We start from the raw sequence: 21,912 nt of genomic DNA, 5'->3' as shown, positions 1-21,912 counted from the left end.
GTCCCGCACCGCTCCGCCCCCGAGGAGATCCGACCGTGAGCACCCTCACCAAGTCCGCGTCCGGCACCGCACCCACGGCCGGCTCCGCCTTCCTCTCGGTCCGCGACCTGCAGGTCCGCTTCCGCACCGAGGACGGCATCGTCAAGGCCGTCAACAACCTGACCTTCGACCTCGAGAAGGGCAAGACCCTCGGGATCGTCGGTGAGTCGGGCTCCGGCAAGTCCGTCTCGAACCTGGCCGTGATGGGTCTGCACAACCCGCGCAACACCACCATCGAGGGCTCCGTCACCCTCGACGGCCAGGACCTGCTCAAGGCTTCCCAGCGCGACCTGGAGAAGCTGCGCGGCAACAAGATGGCGATGATCTTCCAGGACGCGCTGGCCGCGCTGTCGCCGTACTACCCGATCGGCCGGCAGATCGCCGAGCCGTTCATGAAGCACACCGGCGCCAGCAAGAAGGAAGCCCGCGACCGCGCCGTCGAGATGCTGCGCCGGGTGGGCATCCCGCAGCCGCAGACCCGCGTCGACGACTACCCGCACCAGTTCTCCGGCGGTATGCGCCAGCGCGCCATGATCGCCATGGCCCTGGTCTGCGACCCGGAGCTGCTGATCGCCGACGAGCCGACCACCGCGCTCGACGTGACGGTGCAGGCCCAGATCGTCGACCTGCTCAAGGACCTCCAGCAGGAGACCGGCACCTCGATCATCTTCATCACCCACGACCTCGGCGTGATCCGCGAGATCGCCGACGACGTGCTGGTGATGTACGCGGGCCGCGCGGTCGAGCGCGGCACCATGCGCGAGGTGCTGAAGACCTCCCAGCACCCGTACGGCTGGGGCCTGCTCAGCTCCATCCCGCGGATCAACGCCGCGGTGGACGTGCCGCTGGAGCCCATCCCGGGCACCCCGCCGTCCCTGCTGAACCCGCCGTCCGGCTGCGCGTTCAACCCCCGCTGCGCGTACAAGGAGCTGGTGACCGGCGACCGGTGCACCACCGAGCGCCCCGCGCTGGAGCTGGCGAACGGCCACCTGTCGGCCTGCCACCTCACCCCCGCGCAGAAGCAGTCCATCCTCACCGAGCAGATCCTGCCCCGGCTGAGCAGCTGAGCCTCGGTAAAGGAGCCAAGGAAATCCCATGAGCGCAGAGCAGACGCTGAGCAAGTCGCAGGGCACCGCCGCCACCCCGGGCAAGGCCCTGCTGGAGGTCGACGGCCTCACCAAGCACTTCCCGGTGATGGGCGGCTTCCCGTTCAAGCGCCAGGTCGGCGCGGTCCAGGCGGTGGACAACGTCAGCTTCACCGTGTCCGCGGGCGAGAGCCTGGGCCTGGTGGGCGAGTCCGGCTGCGGCAAGTCGACCACCGGTCGCCTGGTCACCCGGCTGTACGAGCCCACCGCCGGCTCGATCAAGTACAACGGCCAGGACATCTCGCACGCCACCCGCAAGGAGCTGGCGCCGATCCGGTCCGAGATCCAGATGATCTTCCAGGACCCGTACTCCTCGCTGAACCCGCGGCACACCGTCGGCACCATCATCACCAACCCGATGGAGATCAACGGGATCAACCCGCCCGGCGGCCGCAGCGCCCGGGCGAAGGAGCTCCTGGAGATCGTCGGCCTCAACCCGGAGCACTTCAACCGCTTCCCGCACGAGTTCTCCGGCGGTCAGCGCCAGCGCATCGGTGTCGCCCGCGCGCTCTCGCTCAACCCCAAGCTGATCGTCGCCGACGAGCCGGTCTCCGCGCTCGACGTGTCGATCCAGGCCCAGGTGGTCAACCTGCTGCAGGACCTGCAGCGGGAGATGGGCATCGCCTTCGTCTTCATCGCGCACGACCTGTCGATCGTGCGGCACTTCTCGCAGCGCGTCGCGGTGATGTACCTGGGCAAGATCGTCGAGGTCGCCGACCGCGACTCGCTCTACCTGCGCCCGCGCCACCCGTACACCCACGCGCTGCTCTCGGCCGCCCCGGACGCCGACCCGGACAACGCGGCCAAGGAGCGGATCCGGCTGACCGGCGACGTCCCGTCGCCGCTCAACCCGCCGTCCGGCTGCCGCTTCCGCACCCGGTGCTGGAAGGCGACCGAGAAGTGCGCCACCGAGGAGCCGCCGCTGGTGCAGCTCAGCGGCAGCGCCGCCGGCCACCTGACGGCCTGCCACTACCCGGAGGACGGCACCACCTCGGCCGCCGCCCTGCCCGAGCCGCGCGACGCCCAGGACTGAGCCCTGGCCGCGTGACAGCGGTGTGGCCCCCCTCCCGCCGGAGGGGGGCCACACCGTTTTTCCGGCTACTGCGGCGGGACCGTCGCGTCCTCGCCGTCGCGCCGCTCCGCCGCGAAGTGGCAGGCCGACTCGTGCACGGCCAGGCCGGTCAGCCAGGCCGGCCGGGCCAGCAGCGGCTCCTCCACCGCACACCGCTCCTGGGCCTTCCAGCACCGGGTCCGGAAGCGGCAGCCGGACGGCGGGTTGGCCGGTGACGGGACGTCGCCGGTCAGCACGATCCGGTCGCGGCTCTCCCGCGCGGTGGGGTCGGGCACCGGGACGGCGGAGAGCAGTGCCTGGGTGTACGGGTGGGTCGCGTGGTCGTAGATCTCGGCGTCCGACCCCAGCTCGACCATCTTGCCCAGGTACATCACCCCGACCCGGTCGGAGATGTGCCGCACGATCGACAGGTCGTGGGCGATGAACATGTAGGACAGGTCGAACTCGCCCTGCAGCTGCTCCAGCAGGTTGATCACCTGGGCCTGCACCGAGACGTCGAGCGCGGAGACCGGCTCGTCGCAGATGATCACCTCGGGCTTGAGCGCCAGGCCGCGGGCGATGCCGATCCGCTGGCGCTGGCCGCCGGAGAACTGGTGCGGGTACCGGTTGATGTACTCGGGGTTGAGCCCGACCACGTCCAGCAGGTCCTGCACCGCCTTCTTGCGCTGCCCCTTGGGCGCCACCTCGGGGTGGATCTCGTAGGGCTCGCCGATGATGTCACCGACCGTCATCCGCGGGTTGAGCGAGGTGTAGGGGTCCTGGAAGACCATCTGGATGTTGCGCCGCACCGCCTTGAGCGCCGAGCCGCGCAGCCGGGAGATCTCCTCCCCCTTGTACTTCACCGAGCCGCTGGTGGCGGGCTCCAGGTTCATCAGCACCTTGGCCAGCGTGGACTTGCCGCAGCCCGACTCGCCGACGATGCCCAGGGTCTCCCCCTTCATCAGGTCGAAGGAGACCCCGTCCACCGCCTTGACCGCACCGACCTGCTTCCGGAAGACCACGCCCTTGGTCAGCGGGAAGTGCTTGACCAGGTCGCGCACCTCCAGGATCGGCTCGCCGCTGGGCACCGGCTGGGCGAAGGCCGCCTCCTCCGGCTGCGCGGCACCGAGCGCTGTCGCACCGTCAGTCGTCACGGAGCGTCTCCTTCCAGAAGTGGCAGGCGCTGGCCCGGCCCGGCACCACCTGGCTGTCCTCGCCGGCCACCTGGAAGAGCGGCGGGTCGGTCTCCCGGCAGATGTCCTGGGCCCGGGGGCAGCGCGGGTTGAACGGGCAGCCCGGCGGGATCCGCAGCAGGTTGGGCGGCAGGCCCTTGATCGCGTAGAGCTCCTGGCCCTTCTGGTCCAGCCGCGGGATCGAGTCGAGCAGGCCCCGGGTGTACGGGTGCGCGGGACTGGCGTAGAGCGGGTGCACCGGGGCGGTCTCCACGATCCGGCCGGCGTACATCACCGCGATCTTGTCGGCGACGTCGGCCACCACGCCCAGGTCGTGGGTGATCAGGATCAGGCCCATGTGGTACTCGTCCTGCAGCTCCGCCAGCAGGTCCATCACCTGGGCCTGCACGGTGACGTCCAGCGCCGTGGTGGGCTCGTCCGCGATGATCAGGTCCGGCTCCAGGGCCAGCGCCATGGCGATCATGATGCGCTGGCGCATGCCGCCGGAGAACTGGTGCGGGTAGTCGTTCACCCGCTGCGCGGCGGCCGGGATCCGCACCCGGTCCATCAGCTCGATCGCCTTGGCCTTGGCGTCCTTGCGGGAGCTGCCGCGGTGCGCCCGGAACATCTCGCCCAGCTGGTAGCCGACGGTGAGCACCGGGTTGAGCGAGGACAGGGCGTCCTGGAAGATCATCGCGATCTGCTGGCCGCGGATCTTCCGGCGGGCCTCCTTGTCCATGGTGAGCATGTCCTGGCCCTTGAACAGGATCTGCCCCTTGGGGATCCGGGCCGGTGGCATGTCCAGGATGCCCATGATCGCCTGGGCGGTGACGGACTTGCCGGACCCGGACTCCCCCAGTACCGCGAGGGTCTCGCCCGCGCTCACGCTGTAGTTGACCCCGTTGACGGCCTTGGCGACCCCGTCCCGGGTGACGAACTCCACGTGCAGGTCGCGAACGTCCAGCAAAGGCGTGCCGACGATGGTGGTCATGATGCGCGGCCCCTCTCAGCGCAGCTTCGGGTCGAGGGCGTCGCGCACCGCGTCGCCGAGCATGATGAACGCCAGCACCGTGATCGACAGTGCGGCGGCCGGGAAGAACAGCACGTACGGCGCGGTCCGGATCACCTTCTGGGCCGAGGAGATGTCGATGCCCCAGGAGATGGTCGGGGCCTGCAGGCCGATTCCCAGGTAGCTCAGGGTCGCCTCGGCCGCGATGTAGCCGCCGAGCGCGATGGTGGCGACCACGATGACCGGCGCCACGGCGTTGGGCAGGATGTGCCGGAACATGATCCGCCCGGTGCCGGAACCCAGCGCCTTGGCCGCGGTGACGTAGTCGGCCTGTTTGACCGTCAGCGCCGCGCCGCGCATCACGCGCGCGATCTGGGTCCAGCCGAGGAAGGCCAGCGCGAAGACCACGGTCCACACCGTGCGGTGGGTGAACGAGTTCAGGATCACCAGGGCACCGAGCAGCAGCGGGATGCCGAAGAAGATGTCCACCAGCCGGGAGATGATCGCGTCCAGCCAGCCGCCGAAGTACCCCGCCACCATGCCGGCCAGCCCGCCGGTGATCGCCACCGCCAGGGTGACGCAGATGCCGACCGTGATCGAGGCCCGGGCACCGTAGAGCACCCGGGCGTAGATCGAGCGGCCCTGGCCGTCGTAGCCGAACCAGCCGGCCCCGAAGAAGTCGGTCCAGTCCGGCCGCTTCAGGTAGTTGTTGACCAGGTCGGCCTGGCGCGGGCTGGCGTCGGTGAACAGTCCGGGGAAGATCGCGATGATCACCAGCAGCACGATCAGGAACGCCGAGATGATGAAGATCGGCCGCCGCCGCAGGTCCCGCCAGGCGTCCTGCCAGAGGCTGCGGGCCTCCTCGCGCTTGGCCGGGTCGACGTCGAGCAGTTGGTCCTGTTCGACCGTCATGCCCTGGTTGCCGGCGTAGTCCAGCGCGTGCGCGTCCGGCAGCCGGGTGTGGGTCGGGTTGTCCGGGTCGAAGGGTTCGGGCTCAGGCATACCGGATCCTCGGGTCCAGGACCGCGTAGAGCAGGTCGACGACGAGCGAGGCCACCAGGTAGACGATCACCAGCACGGTGACCACGCCGACCACGGTCGGTCCCTCCTTGTGGCTGATCGCCTGGTAGAGCAGGTTGCCGACGCCCTTGACGTTGAAGATGCCCTCGGTGACGATGGCGCCGCCCATCAGGGCGCCCAGGTCGGTGCCGAGGAAGGTGACCACCGGGATCAGCGAGTTGCGCAGCAGGTGACGGATGATCACGGTGCGCCGGGGCAGCCCCTTGGCCACCGCGGTCCGCATGTAGTCGGCCCGCAGGTTCTCGCCGATGGAGGTCCGGGTCAGCCGGGCCACGAAGGCCAGCGAGAGCGAGGCGAGGACCACGCCCGGCAGGATCAGCTGGGTGATGTCGGTGGAGTCCTGCACGGTCGGGGTGACCCAGCCCAGGTTGGTCGCGAAGACCGTCTGGGCGATGTAGGCCAGCACGAACACCGGGATCGAGATGACCACCAGGGTGATGATCAGCACCACGGTGTCGAGCATGCTGCCCCGGTACAGCCCGGAGAGCAGGCCGAGCGGCAGCCCGATGAAGATCTCGCAGACGAAGGCCACCAGGGCCAGCCGGATCGTCACCGGGAAGGCGTCGCCCATCAGGTCGGTGACCGACCGGCCGGTGAAGCTGGTGCCGAAGTTGCCCTGCAGGAGCTGCGACATGTAGTGCAGGTACTGCTTCCAGATCGGCTGGTCGAGGTAGTAGAGGTGGCGCAGCTGGGCCACCTGGGCCGGGTCCGCGGCCTTGTCGCCGTAGAGCGCGGCGATCGGGTCACCCGGCAGGGTGTAGACCATCAGGAAGATCAACAGTGTCGCGCCGATGAAGACCGGGATCATCTGCAAGATCCGCCGGAGCACGTAGGTGCCCATCGCTCCTCCGTCCTAGGGGGTTCTGGTGGACCTGGTGGACGAGGTCCAGTGATCCGGCCCCGCCCCCCGCGCGGTGGAGGGCGGGGCCGGCCGGCGGAGCGTCAGCCCTTGACCTGGACGGAGGTCCAGACCGGGTTGCCGAACGAGTCGAAGGAGACGTTCTGCACCTTGGTCGAGTAGCCGGAGTTGGTCCGGTAGTACCAGAGCGGGATCTGCGGCATGTCGACCGCGAGCACGCCCTCGGCCTGCTGGTAGCCGGTCTCCGAGTCCTGGATGGTCGCGGCCTCGTCGGCCTGCTTGGACAGCTGGTCGAACTGGGCGCTGCTGTAGCCGGTGTCGTTGGAGGAGGCGCCGGTGCGGTAGACCTGGGCCAGGAAGTTGGCGTTCAGCGGGTAGTCCTGGACCCAGCCGGTACGGAACGCGCCGTCCAGCTGGTGGCCGGTGATCGCCGCCCGCGCGGTCTTGAAGTCCGGCTTCGGGTCACCCACGCAGTTGACGCCGAGGTTCTGCTGGATGTTGTTGCAGACCGCGTCGACCCACTCCTTGTGCCCGCCGTCGGCGTTGTAGGTGATCTTCAGCGAGTTGTTGGGGACCCCGCCGCCCTCCTGGATCAGCGTCTTCGCCTGGGCGACGTTGAACGTGCAGGCGGTGCACGTGCCGGACTTGTAGCCGGCCACGCCCTCGGCGACGAACGCGGTGGCGGGCGCGCGCGAGCCCTGCAGCACGGTCTTGGTGATGGTGGCGCGGTCGATCGCCATGGACAGGCCCTGGCGGACCTTGTTCAGGTTCGCCCCCGACCAGTCCGGCTGGTAGAGCGTGAAGCCGATCGACTGGATCGCGCCCTGCGGGGAGTCGATGGCCCGCGACCCCAGGTCGGTCTTGTAGGTCGCCAGCGCGGACGGCGGCACCTGGTCCATCACGTCCAGGTTGTTGGACTGCAGGTCGGCGTAGGCCGCCTCGGCGGTGGAGTACGCCTTGAAGACGATGCCGCCGTTCTTCGGCTTGTCCACGCCCTGGTAGTTCGGGAAGGCCTTGGTGACGATCTGCGAGTTGTGGTCCCAGCTGACGAACTGGTAGGGACCGTTGCCGATCGGCTTCTGGCCGTACCCGGCGGGGTCGTTGAAGAAGCCGTCCGGCAGCGGGGAGAAGGCCGGGTAGCCCAGCTTGTACTCGAAGTACGCCACCTTGTTGGCCAGCTTGATGGTGAAGTGCGTGTCGTCCTGGACGGTCAGCCCGGACATCTGGCCCTGGGTCGGGTTGCCGGCCTTCGGGTGCACGTCGGTGTAGCCGGCGATGTCGCTGAACCAGTCGGAGTTGATCTGGTTGTTCTTGACGTTGGCGGCCCAGTTCCACGCGTCGACGAAGTTCTTCGACTTGACCGGGGTGCCGTCGTGGAAGGTCCAGCCGGACTTCAGCGTGACGTTGAAGGTCTGCGAGTCGGTGGTCTGGATGCTGTCGGCCACCTGCATCCGGATCTGGCTGTTGCTCGGGTCGTAGTCGACCAGGCCGCGGAACAGGTTCTGGATCACCCGGCCGCCGTTCACCTCGTTCGCGTTGGCGGGCTGCAACGGGTTCTGCGGCTCGCCGCTCTGGTAGGTGAAGGTCGCGTTGGCGTTGGAACTGCCGCTGCTGCTGCTACTGCTGCTGCTGCAACCGGTGGCCACCAGTGCGACGGCCGTCGCGCTGACCAGGGCCCAACGGACGCGAGTGGCTCCAGGCATGGAGGTCCCTCCTCAAGGGGTGTGTGTCGCATCACACCCCATTCGACGGGAGCCGCAGCCTCGACGCACCCGCAGCAGGGCCAGTCGGGCACGCGGTACCGCCGAACGAGTGGCCCCGCTCACCTGCCCGGCCCAGCGCCCCGACGGACCGTCAGCGGAAAAGCCGTCAGCCGGCGCCCCTGACGGGGAGCCGGCTGACGGTGGGTCGAAGGGGGTCAGCCCTTCTTGGCGCGGGAGGCGGTGCGGCCGCGGTCCTTCGCGTCCAGCACCACCTTGCGGATGCGCACGGTCTCCGGGGTGACCTCGATGCACTCGTCCTCGCGGCAGAACTCCAGCGACTGCTCCAGGGAGAGCTTGCGCGGCGGCACGATGGACTCCGCCACGTCCGCGTTGGAGGAGCGCATGTTGGTGAGCTTCTTCTCCTTGGTGATGTTGACGTCCATGTCGTCGGCGCGGGAGTTCTCGCCGACGATCATGCCCTCGTACACCTCGGTGCCGGGGTCGGTGAAGAGGACGCCGCGCTCCTGCAGGTTGGTCATCGCGAACGCGGTCACCACACCGGCCCGGTCGGCGACCAGCGAGCCGTTGTTGCGGGTCACCAGGTTGCCGAACCACGGCTCGTGGCCCTCGTGGATCGAGTGCGCGATGCCGGTGCCGCGGGTGCTGGTGAGGAACTCGGTGCGGAACCCGATCAGGCCGCGGGACGGCACCACGAACTCCATCCGGACCCAGCCCGAGCCGTGGTTGGACATGTTGTCCATCCGGCCCTTGCGCACGCCCATCAGCTGGGTGACGGCGCCCATGTGCTCCTCGGGCACGTCCACCGTGAGGCGCTCGACCGGCTCGTGGGTCTTGCCGTTGACCTCCTTGGTGACCACCTGCGGCTTGCCGACGGTCAGCTCGAAGCCCTCCCGGCGCATGGTCTCGATCAGGATGGCCAGCGCCAGCTCACCGCGGCCCTGCACCTCCCAGGCGTCCGGGCGCTCGGTGTCCAGCACGCGGAGCGAGACGTTGCCGATCAGCTCGCGGTCCAGGCGGTCCTTGACCTGGCGGGCCGTCACCTTGCGGTCGACCTTGCTGCTGGTCTTGGCGTCGGCGCCCTTGCCGGAGCCGCCCTTGCCGACCAGCGGCGAGGTGTTGGTGCCGATGGTCATCGAGATGGCCGGCTCGTCCACCGTGATCAGCGGCAGCGCGATCGGGTTCTCCGGGTCGGCCAGGGTCTCGCCGATCATGATGTCGCCGATGCCGGCGACGGCGCAGATGTCGCCCGGGCCGGCCACCTCGGCCGGCTTGCGGGTGAGCGCCTCGGTCATCAGCAGCTCGCTGATCCGGACGTTCTGCATCGAGCCGTCGCGCTTGATCCAGGCCACCGTCTGGCCCTTGCGCAGCTCGCCCTGCTCGACCCGGAGCAGCGCGATGCGGCCGAGGAAGTTGTCCGCATCCAGGTTGGTGACGTGCGCCTGCAGCGGGGCGGCCTCGTCGTACTCGGGGGCCGGGACGTGCTCCAGGATGGTGGAGAAGAACGGCTCCAGGTTCTCGCTGTCCGCCGGCACGGTGCCGTTCTCCGGCTTGGTCAGCGAGGCGACGCCGTCCCGGGCGCAGGCGAAGACGATCGGGAACTCGATCTGGTCCTCGTCCGCGTCCAGGTCCAGGAACAGGTCGTAGGTCTCGTTGATGACCTCGTCGATCCGGGCGTCCGGACGGTCGGTCTTGTTGATGCAGAGGATGACCGGGAGCTTGGCGGTGAGCGCCTTGCGCAGCACGAACCGGGTCTGCGGCAGCGGGCCCTCGGAGGCGTCGACCAGCAGGACGACCGCGTCGACCATCGACAGGCCGCGCTCGACCTCGCCACCGAAGTCGGCGTGGCCGGGGGTGTCGATGATGTTGATGGTGATCGGGGCGCCGCCGCCCTTGGGGTGGTACTTGACCGCGGTGTTCTTGGCGAGAATGGTGATGCCCTTCTCGCGCTCCAGGTCGTTCGAGTCCATCATGCGGTCGTCAAGCTGCTGGTGGGCCGCGAAGGCGCCGGCCTGCTTGAGCATCGCGTCAACCAGGGTCGTCTTGCCGTGGTCGACGTGGGCCACGATGGCGACGTTGCGGATGTCATTGCGCGTGGACATGCGGAGCGGAGTCTCCCGGAGTCGTGAGTTGCGGCGCCCCGGCCTGTCCCGGTCCACCCGCCGGGCTTACCATGCCACGGCTTGTCCTATGGTACGTGGCCGCCGGGGCGCACCGCTCAGCGGACCGATCCGGGTCAGCGGTGGAAGCCCAGGTCCTGGTAGCGCGGCCAGCCGAAGCCGTAGGCGCCGGCCCCGGCCACCCCGGCCCGCACCGCCACCAGCTCGGGCCGCTGGAAGAGCGGGACCGAGTGACCAAGCTCCCACAGACGGGTGTCCGCCTGCTGGAGCAGCGCGGTCTGCCTGGCCCGGTCCGGCTCGGCGGCGGCGCGGTCGAAGAGCTGGTCGATCTCGTCGGTGCCGCTGCCCGCGTAGTTCAGTCCCGCCACCGGCCTGCCGTCCGCGCCGGGGCGCGGCTTGGCGTACAGCGCGCGCTCGTCCACCGCGGGGAAGGCGGCGGCCGGCCAGGAGAACAGCGCCAGGTCGAAGTCGCCGACCGCCAGGTGGTCGTGGACGAACCCGGCGGCGGGCACCGCCTGCGCCTTCACCGTGACGCCCCGCGGGGCCAGTTGGGCGGTGAGCGCGTCGGCGGTGCGCCGCGCGGTGGCGGAGTCGTCCGGGTAGAGCAGCGACAGGTCCAGGTGCAGGTCCTTCGCGGTGGCGCCGAGCGCGGCGCTGTTGTCGCGGTAGCCGTCCTGATCGGCCATCAGCAGGTGGTTGCCGAGCGCGGTGGCCGGCAGGCCGAGCGGGGCGAGCGCGGCGGTGGCCAGCCCGCCGCGGTCCACCGCGGCCGCCACCGCGCGGCGCACCGCGGCGTCGGCCAGCGGGCCGCGGGCGCCGTTCAGGGTCAGCTGGGTGAAGGCGGGGGCGGGGGCGCGGTGCAGGGTGACGCCGGGCAGCGCCTCGGCCCGCTTCAGGGCCTGCACCGAGGAGTCCACCGCATCGGCCGACTTGGCCGCCGGCGGGTGGTCCACGGTGCCCTCCAGCGCGGCGACGTCCAGCTGCCCGTGCTCCAGCGCGTCCAGGCGGTCCGGGGTGACCCGGAAGTCGATCCCGTCCAGCTTCGCCGGCTCGCCCCACCAGTGGGGGTTGCGCACCAGCGAGGCCCGGCCGGCCCCGGCGTCCAGGCTGCGCACCGCCAGCGGCCCCGCGCTCAGCCCGGCACCGGCCGCACCGGGCAGCAGCGCCTGCGCCCCGGCCGCCGGGTAGAGCGGCGAGAACAGCTCCTGCCACTCGGGGTAGGCCTGCCGGAACACCACCTTCACCTGGTGCGGGTCCGCCCCCTGGGCCACCGACTCGATCGCCGCGTACCCGGGCTGGCCGGTGCGCAGCGCGGTCCACTGCGCCGTGAAGTCGGCCGCCGAGAGCGGCGTCCCGTCGCTCCACTGCGCCCTGGGGTTCAGCCGGTAGGTGACCGTCCGGTCGGCCCGGTCCGCGCCGGCCAGGAAGTCCGGGTCGGCCACCGGGCGGGCCCGCTCGTCCAGCCGGTACAGGCTGGGCAGCACCGCGTGCGCCAGCAGCGCGGTGTCCGCGGTCGCGTCGGCCGCGTAGACGTCCAGCGCGGCCGGCACCCGGTCCACCGCCCAGCGCAGCGTGCCGCCGTCGCGCAGCGCGGCCCGGTCGGCGGGGGTCAGGTCCGAGGCGGCCCTGGCGGGCGCCAGCGGGGTGGGGCCGCCGGAGCAGGCCGAGAGTGCGGAGACCAGCAGCACGGCGGCGAGCAGTCGCTTCATGAGTCCCACTCAACTCCGCTGCGGCGGCGAAAAGCTGACGGCACGACAAGCCGACACCCCATCGGCGCAACGAGGTCCGGTCAGAACCCTTCCCCACAGGTGTGATCAAGGTCACACTTTCGGGATGGCCACAACGACCAAGCGCGCGGCGATCCCGGACCGCACCCTGCGCACCGACCGCTGGTGGCTGCCCCAGCTCGGCACCGCGGTCGGCCTGCTGCTCTTCATCGGCTACTCCACCTGGCGCGCCTTCGAGGGCGCCCACTACTACGCCCCGCCGTACGTCTCGCCCTTCTACTCGCCCTGCCTGGCCGCGGACTGCATGCCGATGCGCGGCGGGGCGGACTGGGCGCTGGTCGGCGACTGGTGGCGGCTCTCCCCGGCCCTGTTGGTGCTGGTCTTCCCGCTGGGCTTCCGGCTGACCTGCTACTACTACCGCAAGGCCTACTACCGGGCGTTCTGGTCCTCGCCGCCGGCCTGCGCGGTGGCCGAGCCGCACGCCCGGTACACCGGCGAGACCCGGCTCCCGCTGGTGCTGCAGAACCTGCACCGCTACTTCTTCTACCTGGCCGTCCCGGTCGCCGGGGTGCTCAGCTACGACGCCGCGCTGGGCTTCCGCGACGCCGCCGGGCACTGGGGCCACGCCGGGCTGGGCACCCTGGTGCTGGTCGCCAACGTGGCGCTGATCTGGGCCTACACCCTCTCCTGCCACTCCTGCCGGCACGTGCTGGGCGGGCGGCTGCGGCACTTCTCCAAGCACCCGGTGCGCTACCGCGCCTGGCTGCTGGTCGGCCGGCTGAACGCCCGCCACATGCAGCTGGCCTGGGCCTCGCTGCTCTCGGTGGGACTGGCCGACCTGTACGTCTACCTGGTCGCGTCGGGCGCCTTCGCCGACCCGAAGTTCTTCTAGGACACCCCGGACACGGAAAGGCGGTCGAGTGGACGAGTACGACGTCGTGGTGGTCGGTGCCGGCGGGGCCGGGCTGCGGGCCGCGATCGAGGCGCGCGAGCGCGGGCTGCGGGTCGCGGTGATCTGCAAGTCGCTCTTCGGCAAGGCGCACACCGTGATGGCCGAGGGCGGCATCGCGGCCTCGATGGGCAATGTGAACGACGGCGACAACTGGCAGGTGCACTTCCGCGACACCATGCGCGGCGGGAAGTTCCTCAACAACTGGCGGATGGCCGAACTGCACGCCAAGGAGGCGCCGGAGCGGGTCTGGGAGCTGGAGTCGTGGGGCGCGCTGTTCGACCGCACCCCGGACGGCCGGATTTCCCAGCGCAACTTCGGCGGCCACCAGTATCCGCGGCTGGCCCACGTCGGCGACCGCACCGGGCTGGAGCTGATTCGCACCCTGCAGCAGCGGGTGGTGGCGCTGCAGCAGGCCGATTTCCGGCGGACCGGCGATTACGAATCGGACCTGAAAATATTTCAGGAATACACGGTGACGCGGATATTGCTGGAGGGTGCCGGGCCGCTGGACGCCGAGGGCCGGCACGGCGGTCGGGTCGCCGGAATCTTCGGGTACGTCCGGGAGTCCGGCCAGTTCTTCAGCATCGCCGCGCCCGCCGTGGTGCTGGCCACCGGCGGGATCGGCAAGAGCTTCAAGGTGACCTCCAACTCCTGGGAGTACACCGGCGACGGCCACGCACTGGCGCTGCTGGCCGGGGCCCGGCTGCTCAACATGGAATTCGTCCAGTTCCACCCGACCGGCATGGTCTGGCCGCCCTCGGTGAAGGGGATCCTGGTCACCGAGTCGGTGCGCGGCGACGGCGGGGTGCTGCGCAACAGCGACGGCCGCCGGTTCATGTTCGACTACGTGCCCGAGGTGTTCCGCGGCCAGTACGCGCAGACCGAGGCGGAGGCCGACGGCTGGTACGCCGACCCGGAGGCCAACCGCCGCCCGCCCGAGCTGCTGCCCCGCGACGAGGTGGCCCGGGCGATCAACGCCGAGGTCAAGGCCGGCCGCGGCACCCCGCACGGCGGGGTCTTCCTGGACGTCTCCACCCGGCTGCCGGCCGAGCAGATCGTCCGCCGGCTGCCCTCCATGCACCACCAGTTCAAGGAGCTGGCGGACGTGGACATCACCCGCGAGCCGATGGAGGTCGGCCCGACCTGCCACTACGTGATGGGCGGCATCGAGGTGGACCCGGACACCGCCGCCAGCCCCCAGGTGCCCGGGCTGTTCGCGGCCGGCGAGGTGGCCGGCGGGATGCACGGCTCCAACCGGCTGGGCGGCAACTCGCTCTCCGACCTGCTGGTCTTCGGCCGCCGGGCCGGGCGGGCCGCCGCCCAGTACGCGGCCGGCCTGACCGGGCGCCCGGCGGTGGACCCGGCCCAGCTGGAGTCCGCCGCGGCCGAGGCGCTGGCCCCCTTCGACGGCACCGGCGAGCACCCGTACGCGCTGCACCAGGAGCTGCAGCAGACCATGAACGACCTGGTCGGCATCATCCGGCGGGCCGGCGAGATGAAGCAGGCGCTGGACCGGCTGTCGGCGCTGCGGCGGCGGGCCGCCGCGATGGCGGTGGCGGGCCACCGCCAGTTCAACCCCGGCTGGCACCTGGCCCTGGACCTGCGCAACATGCTGCTGGTCTCCGAGTGCGTGGCCCGGGCCGCGCTGCTGCGCCGGGAGAGCCGCGGCGGGCACACCCGGGAGGACTGGCCGGCGATGGACCGGGACTGGCGGCGCTCCACCCTCGTCTGCGGGCTGGACGGGGACGCGGTCACGGTGGACCGGCAGCCCGCCGAGCCCGTCCGGGCCGACCTGCTGGCCCTGTTCGACCGCACCGAGCTGGCGAAGTACTTCACCCCCGAGGAGTTGGCCGACGATGACCGAGAGGCGTGAACTGCGGATCTGGCGCGGCGAGGGCGGCGAGGGCGGCTTCGCCTCGTACCTGGTCGAGGCCGAGGAGGGCGAGGTGGTGCTGGACCTGGTGCACCGGCTGCAGGCCACCCAGGCGCCGGACCTGGCGGTGCGGTGGAACTGCAAGGCGGGCAAGTGCGGCTCGTGCAGCGCGGAGGTCAACGGGCGGCCGCGGCTGCTCTGCATGACCCGGCTCTCCGCGCTGCCCGCCGACCGGCCGGTGGTGCTGACCCCGCTGCGGGCCTTCCCCTCGGTCCGCGACCTGGTCACCGACGTGGGCTTCAACTACGCCAAGGCGCGCGAGGTGCCGGCCTTCGTGCCGCCGCCGGACCTGGCCCCGGGCGAGTACCGGATGCAGCAGCAGGACGTGGCCCGCTCCCAGGAGTTCCGCAAGTGCATCGAGTGCTTCCTGTGCCAGGACACCTGCCACGCGGTGCGCGACCACGAGGAGAACCTGGCCGCCTTCGCCGGGCCGCGGTTCCTGATGCGGATCGCCGAGCTGGACCTGCACCCCCTGGACTCGGCCGCCGGGACCGGGCTGGACCGGGCCCGCTCCGCCCAGGAGGCGCACGGCCTGGGCTACTGCAACATCACCAAGTGCTGCACCGAGGTCTGCCCGGAGCACATCCGGATCACCGACAACGCGCTGATCCCGCTCAAGGAGCGCGCGGCCGACCGCAAGTACGACCCGCTGGTCTGGCTCGGCAGCAGGATCGGCCTGCGGCCCGGGAAGGACTAGGGCCGGGCGGGGCAGCGGTTCGGCGGGCCGGACAGCGGTTCAGACGGTCAGCTCGAACCAGACGATCTTGCCGTGCGGGGTGCGCCTGCTCCCCCAGCGCTCGGCCAGCAGCGAGACGAGTTGGAGGCCGCGGCCGCCCTCGTCCGTCTCCTGGGCCCGGCGCTGGCGGGGCTGGGCGTACCCGTCGTCCCAGACCTCGCAGACCACCGTGGTGTCGCGCAGCAGCCGCAGCCGGATCTCGCCCTTGCCGTGCCGCAGCGCGTTCGTCACCAGCTCGCTGACCAGCAGCTCGGTGGTGTCCACCAGCTCCTCCAGGCCGCGCACCAGCAGCCAGCCGCAGGCCAGCTCGCGGGCCTTGGCCACCGAGGTGGGCTCCGCCGGCAGCCGCCAGTCGCCGACCGCGTCCTCCGGGAAGCCGCGCACCCGGGCCATCAGCAGCGCGATGTCGTCCTCGCCGTGGTGCGGGTCCAGCTCGTTGAGCACCTGGTCGCAGAGCGTCTCCAGCACCGGGCCGCCGTTCTGCAGTGCGGTGCGGAAGGCCCGCAGACCCTCGTCCAACTGGTGCTTGCGGGACTCCACCAGGCCGTCGGTGTACAGGCCCAGCAGCGCGCCGTCCGGCAGCGTCAGCTCGACCTCCTCGAACGGCTCGCCGCCCACGCCCAGCGGCAGGCCCGGCGGCACGTCCAGCATCCGGGCCGGCTCGCCCGGGCTGAGCAGCACCGGGGGCAGGTGGCCGGCGTTGGCGAAGATGCAACGCCTGGTCACCGCGTCGTAGACCGCGTACACGCAGGTGGCGAGGTAGACCTCGACCGCCTCCTGGTCCACCCGCGGTTTGGCCCCGTACCCGGGCCCCGGGTACGGACCGGGGTCGCCGAGCCCGCGCGCGATGTCGTCCAGCGCGCCGAGCACCTCGGCCGGCTCCAGGTCGAGCATCGCCAGGGTGCGCACCGCGGTGCGCAGTTGGCCCATCGCCACCGCGGCGCGCAGGCCGCGCCCCATCACGTCGCCGATCACCAGCGCGGTGCGGTGGCCGGGCAGCGGGATGACGTCGAACCAGTCGCCGCCGACCTCGGTGTTGTTGCTGCTCGGGCGGTACCGGCAGGCGATCTCGAGTCCGCTGGCCTCCGGGTTGCCCGGGGGCAGCAGGCTGCGCTGCAGGATCAGCGCGCGCTCGTGCTCGCGCCGGTAGAGCCGGGCGTTGTCCACGCAGACCGCGGCGCGCGCCGCGATCTCCTCGGCGATCGCCACGTCCCGCGCGTCGAAGGGCTCGCTGCCGATCGCCCGGGAGAGCTGCACCAGCCCGAGCACGGTGTCCCGGGCCACCAGCGGCACCACCAGGGTGGAGCGCAGCAGCGGGTTCGGGCCCGGGTCGGGGATCGCGCTGCGCCCGGTGCGCAGCGCGCGGGCGTGCGGGGAGCGCGGCGGGTAGCAGAGCGTGCCGCCGGCCTCGGCGGCGGCCAGCGGCGCCCCGTAGGCGTGCTCGCCGGTCCCGCCCGGGTCGCCGCCCAGCACCGAGGCGGCGCCGCCGACCACGCTGGAGACGGCCACCCGGCGCAGCTCGCCGCTGCCGTCGTAGGCGGTGCCGGCCAGTGACGGGCCGCTCTCGCCGGAGAGCAGCGCGGAGTACAGGTCGACCGTGGCCAGGTCGCAGAACTGCGGGACCACCACGTCCAGCAGTTCCTTGGCGGTGGTCTCCAGGTCCAGCGTGGAGCCGATGTGCGCGCTGGCCTCGTTCACCAGGGCGAGGTTGCGCCGCACCCCGGCGGCCTCGCGCTCGGCCACGTGCCGGCTGGTCACGTCGTTGACCTGGCCGGCCACGCCGATCGGGCGCTCGCCGGGGCCGCTCAGCCGGTAGAGCGAGATCGCCCAGCGGCGCTCGCCGGGACGGCCCGGCAGCGGGCTGTTGAACCGCAGGTCGACCACCGGGTCGCCGCTGTCCAGCACCTGGCGCAGCGCGGCCCGCAGCCGGTCGGCCTCGGCGGCGGCGAACAGCTCGGCCGGGCCGGCCCCGATCAGCTCGGGCTGGGGCAGCCCGACCGCCTCGGCGAAGGCCTGGTTGACCCGCTGCAGCCGCAGCTCCGGGTCGAAGAGGAAGAACCCGCTCGGGGTCTGCCCGAAGACCGCCTCGGAGGCGGCCAGGTCGGTCTCGATCCGGCGCAGCTTGCCCAGGTCGACGGCCAGGCACAGGGCGCCCGGGGCGCCGTCGCCCGCACCGGTCGGGCCGGCCGGTCCGGTGGCGGGCATCAGGTAGATCTCGGCCAGGCCCTCGCCGCCGTCGCGGTCGCGGTACGGGGCGGTGCCCACCCACTCCTCGCCGGCCAGGGTGCGCTCGACCCGGGCCCGGCCGCGCTGCCAGTGCTCGCGCGGCACGAAGGTGGTCACCGGGTCGGCGCCGACCGCCTCGGCGGCCGGCAGCGCGAAGAAGTCGGCGGCCCGCTCGCTCCACTGGCTGATCCGCCCGTCCGGGCCGATCGCGAAGGTGGCGACCCGGATGAAGGCGTAGATCGACCCGGGGTCGGCGTCACCCCAGCGGTCCGGCCGGGGCACGGGCACGGACGGCGGCCGGATCTCCCGCACCGCAGCCGGTGCACCGGGCTGTCCGGGCACGGCGGCGTGACCGCTGCCAGTCAGCGCTTCCCGCGCCGGCATGCTGTTCAAGGACCGACCCCTCCAACCCGCGACCATCCGGATGTCGAGAAGACCGAGTATTCATCATCCAGGGGCACCCGCACACGCCCCTGACATCACAACATCAAATCGAGCGAAGGTTTTTGTTCCCGGTCCCGCGCCACCAGCCTGCCACGCTCGCGCCCCTGGTCCACTCCCGTGCGCCTGATCGACCCATTGTCATGGAGCAGACATGATCGGACGTGAGCGCGGCTCAAAGAATCAGCGTCCCGCCCGATCAATCCGCCCGGTTCATTCCTGATTCGCTTCCTTCCCCGGCAATTCCTGCTCGAACCAGACCACCTTGCCCATTCCCTCGGCACGCGCCCCCCAGCGCAGTGCCAGCCGGCGGACCAGCTCCAGGCCGCGGCCGCCCTCGTCCGCCGCGGCCGCGTGCCGCTCCCGGGGCGGGTCCGGCAGCGGGTCGGAGATCTCCACCAGCAGGGTCTCGCCGAGGGTCAGCCGGACCCCGATCGGGGCGCTGGCGTACCGCACCGAGTTGGTCACCAGCTCGCTCACCAGCAGCTCGGCGGTGTCGCTGAGCTCCTCCAGCAGCCACTCGGCGAGCGCGCCGCGGACCAGCCGGCGGGCCCGGGAGACGGCGGTGGGCTCGGCCGGCAGCGTCCAGCCCACCGCGCGGGCGCCCTCCTCGCCGCGCCCCAGCCGGGCCAGCAGCAGCGCCACGTCGTCCGGCTCGCGGCCCTGCTCCAGGGTGTCCAGCACCGCCTCGCAGGCGTGCTGGAGGGAGAGGTACGGCTTCTCCAGCACCGCCTGCAGCCGGCCCAGGCCCACGTCCAGGTCCTTGTCCCGGGACTCCACCAGCCCGTCGGTGCACAGCGCCAGCACGCTGCCCTCCGGGACGTCCAGCTCCACCGCCTCGAACGGCACCCCGCCCACCCCGAGCGGGGCGCCCGAGGGCAGCTCCAGCACCCGGCCCGAGCCGCCGGGCAGCGGGCTGCCGGTCCTGGCCGGCCCGGGGGTCGGCGGGTGGACCAGCACCGGCGGGATGTGGCCCGCCTTGGCCATCGTCAGCCGGGCGGTGGCCGGGTCGTAGACGGCGTACACGCAGGTGGCGAAGAGCGCCTCGTCCGGTCCCTGGGCCAGGTCGTCGGCCAGCTCGTGGACGTGCCGCAGCAGCACCCCGGGCGGCAGGTCGAGCGCGGCCAGCACCCGCACCGCGGTGCGCAGCCGGCCCATGGTGGCGGCCGCCCGCAGGCCGTGGCCCATCACGTCGCCCACCACCAGCGCGGTGCGGTCGCCGGGCAGCGGGATCACGTCGAACCAGTCGCCGCCCACCTCGGTGCCGATGCTGCCGGGCACGTAGCGGTAGGCCACCTCCACCCCGGTGGGCTGCGGCACCTGCTGCGGCAGCAGGGTGCGCTGCAGGGTCAGCGCGGCGGTGCGCTCGCGCACGTAGAGCCGCGCGTTGTCCAGCGAGCTGCCGGCCCGGTCGGCGAGCTCCACCGAGAAGGCCAGGTCGTCCCGGTCGAAGGCCTCGCGCCGCCCGGCCCGGCTGAGCACCAGCAGCCCGATGACGATCCCGCGGGCCCGCAGCGGCACCACCAGCATGGAGTGCGTGCCGAGCGCCAGGGCGGCCTGCACCTTGGGGTCGCCCGGGTACGTCGCCTCCTCCAACTCCTCTGCTCCGGAGAGCAGTTCCGGCACACCCGTGCGCAGCACCCGGCCGTAGCAGGACTCCTCGGCGAAGCTGATCCGGGCACCGCGGCGCAGCATGGTCTCCACCTCGTCGCCGTCCTGCACCGCCGCCACCCCGAGTTGGAGCAGCGAGGTGCGCCGGTCGTGCGCGTGCCGGGGCAGGTCGTCGCCGTGCGCCACCGCCTGCAGCAGCACCGCGGCGGCGAAGTCGGCCAGCCTGGGCACCACCGCGCTGGCCAGCTCCTGGGCGATCCGGGAGGCGTCCAGCAGGTCGCCGACCCGGGAGCCGAACTCGTTGAGCAGCGCGAGCCGGCGGCGGGCGTGCTCCACCTTGGCCACCGCCCGGTACCGCTCGGTCACGTCCATCACGGTGCCGGAGATGCCCAGCACCCGGCCGGCCCGGTCGGTGAGCCGGCTGTAGGAGATGGAGCGGTAGCCGGAGCGGGCGCTGGGCGGCGAGGCCAGGGTCACGTCGATCACCGGCTCGCCGGTGGCCAGCACCTGACGCTGGATCACGGTGATCTCGTCGGCCGCCCGGTCGGGCAGCGTCTCGCCGGTGGTGCGGCCGACGTGCTCCTGGGTCTCGACCCCGTTCATGTCGGCCAGGGTCTGGTTGACGGCGGTGTAGCGCAGCTCGGTGTCCAGCACCGCGATGCCCAGCGGCGACTGCTCGAAGAGCGCGTCGCGCACCGCGAGGTCGCGCTCCACCGCCTGCAGGGTGCGCGCCTCGGCCAGCGCGACCAGCAGGAACGGGGTGCCGTCGCCGTCCACCAGCGGCGAGATCCGGGCCTCCACCGGGACCTTGGGGCCGTCCCGGTGGTGCAGCTCGGTCAGGCCCTTCCAGCTGCCGGTGCGCAGCGCCGTCGCGAAGGCCTCCCGGGTGTCGGCCGCCAGGTGCCGGTCGACCACCAGCTCGTCGATCCGCCGGCCCACCAGCACCTCGCTGGGCCAGCCGAGCAGTTCCTCGGCGGCCGGGCTCCACAGCACCACCCGGCCGACCGTGTCCAGCATCGCGATGGCCACCTTGACCACGTCGAAGAGGCTGCCCCGGGCGTGCTCGCCGAGCGGGGCGGCGGCCGGCCCGGCCCCGCTCGGGAACGGCTCGGCGGGGGTGCCCCGCACGGTGCCCCGGGGCACCCCGGCGGCGGGCGGCAGCAGGTCGGGCCCGGGCCCCGGCGGCTCGGCGGTGCGCCCTGCGGCCCGGGGGCGCAGCCGGGCCCGGGCGGCGGCCCCGCCCGCACGGGTGCCCCGGCGCCGTGTGCTGCCGCCACTGCCCGTGTTCGCCACCGACTGGGCCTCCCGTGTCCGCGCCGCCGCCACCTACCGAGCGTGACGGTTCATGCCGAACTGTGACATACCCAGACCAAACCAGCGGTACCCAGGCGTTCGGGTCATCTTTTCCGACCGGCCGACGGGCCGTCAGCTCCCCGCGGCGCCGTCGAGCAGCGCGGCGACGGCCGGCAGCACCTCGCGGTCGTGCTCCAGCCAGTCCACCTCCGAGAGCTCCCCGGGCCCGAGCCAGCGCAGCTCGGAGTGCTCCGCCAGCGGCTGCGGTTCGCCCTCGACCAGCTCGGCGGCCCAGATCCGCAGCACCAGCCCGGGGCGGACCGGCCACTCCCCCGGCAACCGGCTCAGGGCCCGCGCGCGGATCCCGAGCTCCTCGTGCAACTCGCGCTCCAGGGCCTGCTGCTGGGTCTCGCCCGGTTCGGCCTTGCCGCCCGGGAACTCCCACCGCCCGGCCACCTCGGCCGGCGTCGAGCGGCGGGCCGCCAGCACCCGCCCGCGGTGGATGAGCGCGCCGCCGACCACGATCCGGTTCTCCATGCGGCGAGCCTAACGGGAAGCCCGGCAGCGCCCCGCCGGGGCGGACGGCCCCTAGCGGTCCCGCTCGGTCCAGTACAGCTGCTTGTGGCCGCGGGCCTCGAACGTGCGCGCCAGCTCCTCGGCCTCCTCCCGGCCGAGGCCGCGGGCGACCAGGAACCGGTTGCCGTTGTCGTCCTGACGCATCACCCGCCAGGCGGGGGCGGCATCCTCGGTGGTCATGGGTCGCAGGGTAGTCGAGGAGTACGCCCTGCGGGCCCGGC

General features: G+C 72.1%; 16 protein-coding genes. 5 read left to right on the top strand and 11 right to left on the bottom strand.

Annotation, left to right across the window (positions count from 1 at the left end; all coding sequences use genetic code 11):
- Positions 1-35: 35 nt before the first annotated feature.
- A complete protein-coding gene (locus tag ACFW1A_RS02030; protein WP_380402487.1) occupies positions 36-1,106 on the top strand; it encodes an ABC transporter ATP-binding protein in 1,071 nt (356 codons plus the stop codon).
- A gap of 28 nt (positions 1,107-1,134) precedes the next feature.
- Positions 1,135-2,217 carry an ABC transporter ATP-binding protein gene (locus ACFW1A_RS02025; RefSeq protein ID WP_380402484.1) on the top strand — a complete coding sequence of 361 codons (1,083 nt, stop codon included), beginning with the start codon at positions 1,135-1,137 and terminating at the stop codon, positions 2,215-2,217.
- A 65-nt stretch (positions 2,218-2,282) separates the two neighbouring features.
- Here the strand turns inward: ACFW1A_RS02025 and ACFW1A_RS02020 are convergent, their stop codons facing one another.
- From ACFW1A_RS02020 to ACFW1A_RS01990, 7 genes are all read right to left on the bottom strand, one after another.
- Positions 2,283-3,389, bottom strand: coding sequence for an ABC transporter ATP-binding protein (locus ACFW1A_RS02020; protein WP_380402481.1), 1,107 nt, complete (start codon positions 3,387-3,389; stop codon positions 2,283-2,285).
- Complete coding sequence (locus tag ACFW1A_RS02015) at positions 3,379-4,398, bottom strand: ABC transporter ATP-binding protein (RefSeq protein ID WP_380402478.1); 1,020 nt, start codon at positions 4,396-4,398, stop codon at positions 3,379-3,381. Before ACFW1A_RS02015 ends, ACFW1A_RS02020 begins: the two co-directional genes overlap by 11 nt.
- A gap of 15 nt (positions 4,399-4,413) precedes the next feature.
- Positions 4,414-5,418: an ABC transporter permease gene (locus ACFW1A_RS02010; RefSeq protein ID WP_380402475.1), complete on the bottom strand. Its 1,005-nt coding sequence runs from the start codon at positions 5,416-5,418 to the stop codon at positions 4,414-4,416.
- Positions 5,411-6,337 (bottom strand): ABC transporter permease, encoded by a 927-nt coding sequence (locus ACFW1A_RS02005; protein ID WP_380402471.1) that lies wholly within the window; start codon positions 6,335-6,337, stop codon positions 5,411-5,413. Before ACFW1A_RS02005 ends, ACFW1A_RS02010 begins: the two co-directional genes overlap by 8 nt.
- Before the next feature lie 101 nt (positions 6,338-6,438).
- The gene (locus ACFW1A_RS02000) at positions 6,439-8,058 is read right to left on the bottom strand and encodes an ABC transporter substrate-binding protein (RefSeq protein ID WP_380402468.1); all 1,620 of its coding nucleotides are present in this window, start codon (positions 8,056-8,058) and stop codon (positions 6,439-6,441) included.
- A 215-nt stretch (positions 8,059-8,273) separates the two neighbouring features.
- The gene (gene typA, locus ACFW1A_RS01995; RefSeq protein WP_380402463.1) at positions 8,274-10,178 is read right to left on the bottom strand and encodes a translational GTPase TypA; all 1,905 of its coding nucleotides are present in this window, start codon (positions 10,176-10,178) and stop codon (positions 8,274-8,276) included.
- Positions 10,179-10,312: 134 nt separating this feature from the next.
- Positions 10,313-11,905, bottom strand: a complete 1,593-nt coding sequence (locus ACFW1A_RS01990) for an ABC transporter substrate-binding protein (protein ID WP_380402458.1) — start codon at positions 11,903-11,905, stop codon at positions 10,313-10,315.
- Between the two features lie 124 nt (positions 11,906-12,029).
- Here ACFW1A_RS01990 and ACFW1A_RS01985 point away from each other — a divergent pair, with 124 nt between their 5' ends.
- From ACFW1A_RS01985 to ACFW1A_RS01975, 3 genes are read left to right on the top strand one after another with little or no spacing between them, the layout of a single operon-like run.
- Positions 12,030-12,815: a hypothetical protein gene (locus ACFW1A_RS01985; protein ID WP_380402455.1), complete on the top strand. Its 786-nt coding sequence runs from the start codon at positions 12,030-12,032 to the stop codon at positions 12,813-12,815.
- Between the two features lie 28 nt (positions 12,816-12,843).
- Positions 12,844-14,748: a fumarate reductase/succinate dehydrogenase flavoprotein subunit gene (locus tag ACFW1A_RS01980; RefSeq protein ID WP_380402453.1), complete on the top strand. Its 1,905-nt coding sequence runs from the start codon at positions 12,844-12,846 to the stop codon at positions 14,746-14,748.
- On the top strand, positions 14,732-15,505 hold the full coding sequence (locus tag ACFW1A_RS01975) for a succinate dehydrogenase/fumarate reductase iron-sulfur subunit (protein ID WP_380402450.1): 774 nt from the start codon (positions 14,732-14,734) through the stop codon (positions 15,503-15,505). The genes ACFW1A_RS01980 and ACFW1A_RS01975 overlap by 17 nt, the downstream gene beginning before the upstream one ends.
- Positions 15,506-15,544: 39 nt before the next feature.
- On the opposite strand, the gene ACFW1A_RS01970 is transcribed toward ACFW1A_RS01975, so the two are convergent.
- The 4 genes from ACFW1A_RS01970 to ACFW1A_RS01955 all read right to left on the bottom strand — a co-directional run bounded on the left by ACFW1A_RS01970 (position 15,545) and on the right by ACFW1A_RS01955 (position 21,871).
- Positions 15,545-18,154 (bottom strand): SpoIIE family protein phosphatase, encoded by a 2,610-nt coding sequence (locus ACFW1A_RS01970; protein WP_380402507.1) that lies wholly within the window; start codon positions 18,152-18,154, stop codon positions 15,545-15,547.
- Between the two features lie 270 nt (positions 18,155-18,424).
- Entirely contained in the window at positions 18,425-21,115 is a 2,691-nt protein-coding gene (locus ACFW1A_RS01965) for a SpoIIE family protein phosphatase (RefSeq protein WP_380402447.1), read from the bottom strand.
- Between the two features lie 132 nt (positions 21,116-21,247).
- A complete protein-coding gene (locus ACFW1A_RS01960) occupies positions 21,248-21,652 on the bottom strand; it encodes a (deoxy)nucleoside triphosphate pyrophosphohydrolase (RefSeq protein WP_380402444.1) in 405 nt (134 codons plus the stop codon).
- A 51-nt stretch (positions 21,653-21,703) separates the two neighbouring features.
- On the bottom strand, positions 21,704-21,871 hold the full coding sequence (locus ACFW1A_RS01955) for an SPOR domain-containing protein (protein WP_380402442.1): 168 nt from the start codon (positions 21,869-21,871) through the stop codon (positions 21,704-21,706).
- Positions 21,872-21,912 lie beyond the last annotated feature (41 nt).

Origin of the sequence: Kitasatospora sp. NPDC058965 (assembly GCF_042741245.1) — a bacterium.
Lineage (GTDB): Bacteria > Actinomycetota > Actinomycetes > Streptomycetales > Streptomycetaceae > Kitasatospora.
Note: the sequence above shows the minus strand (reverse complement) of the source record. Positions and strands in the feature narration are given on the sequence as shown.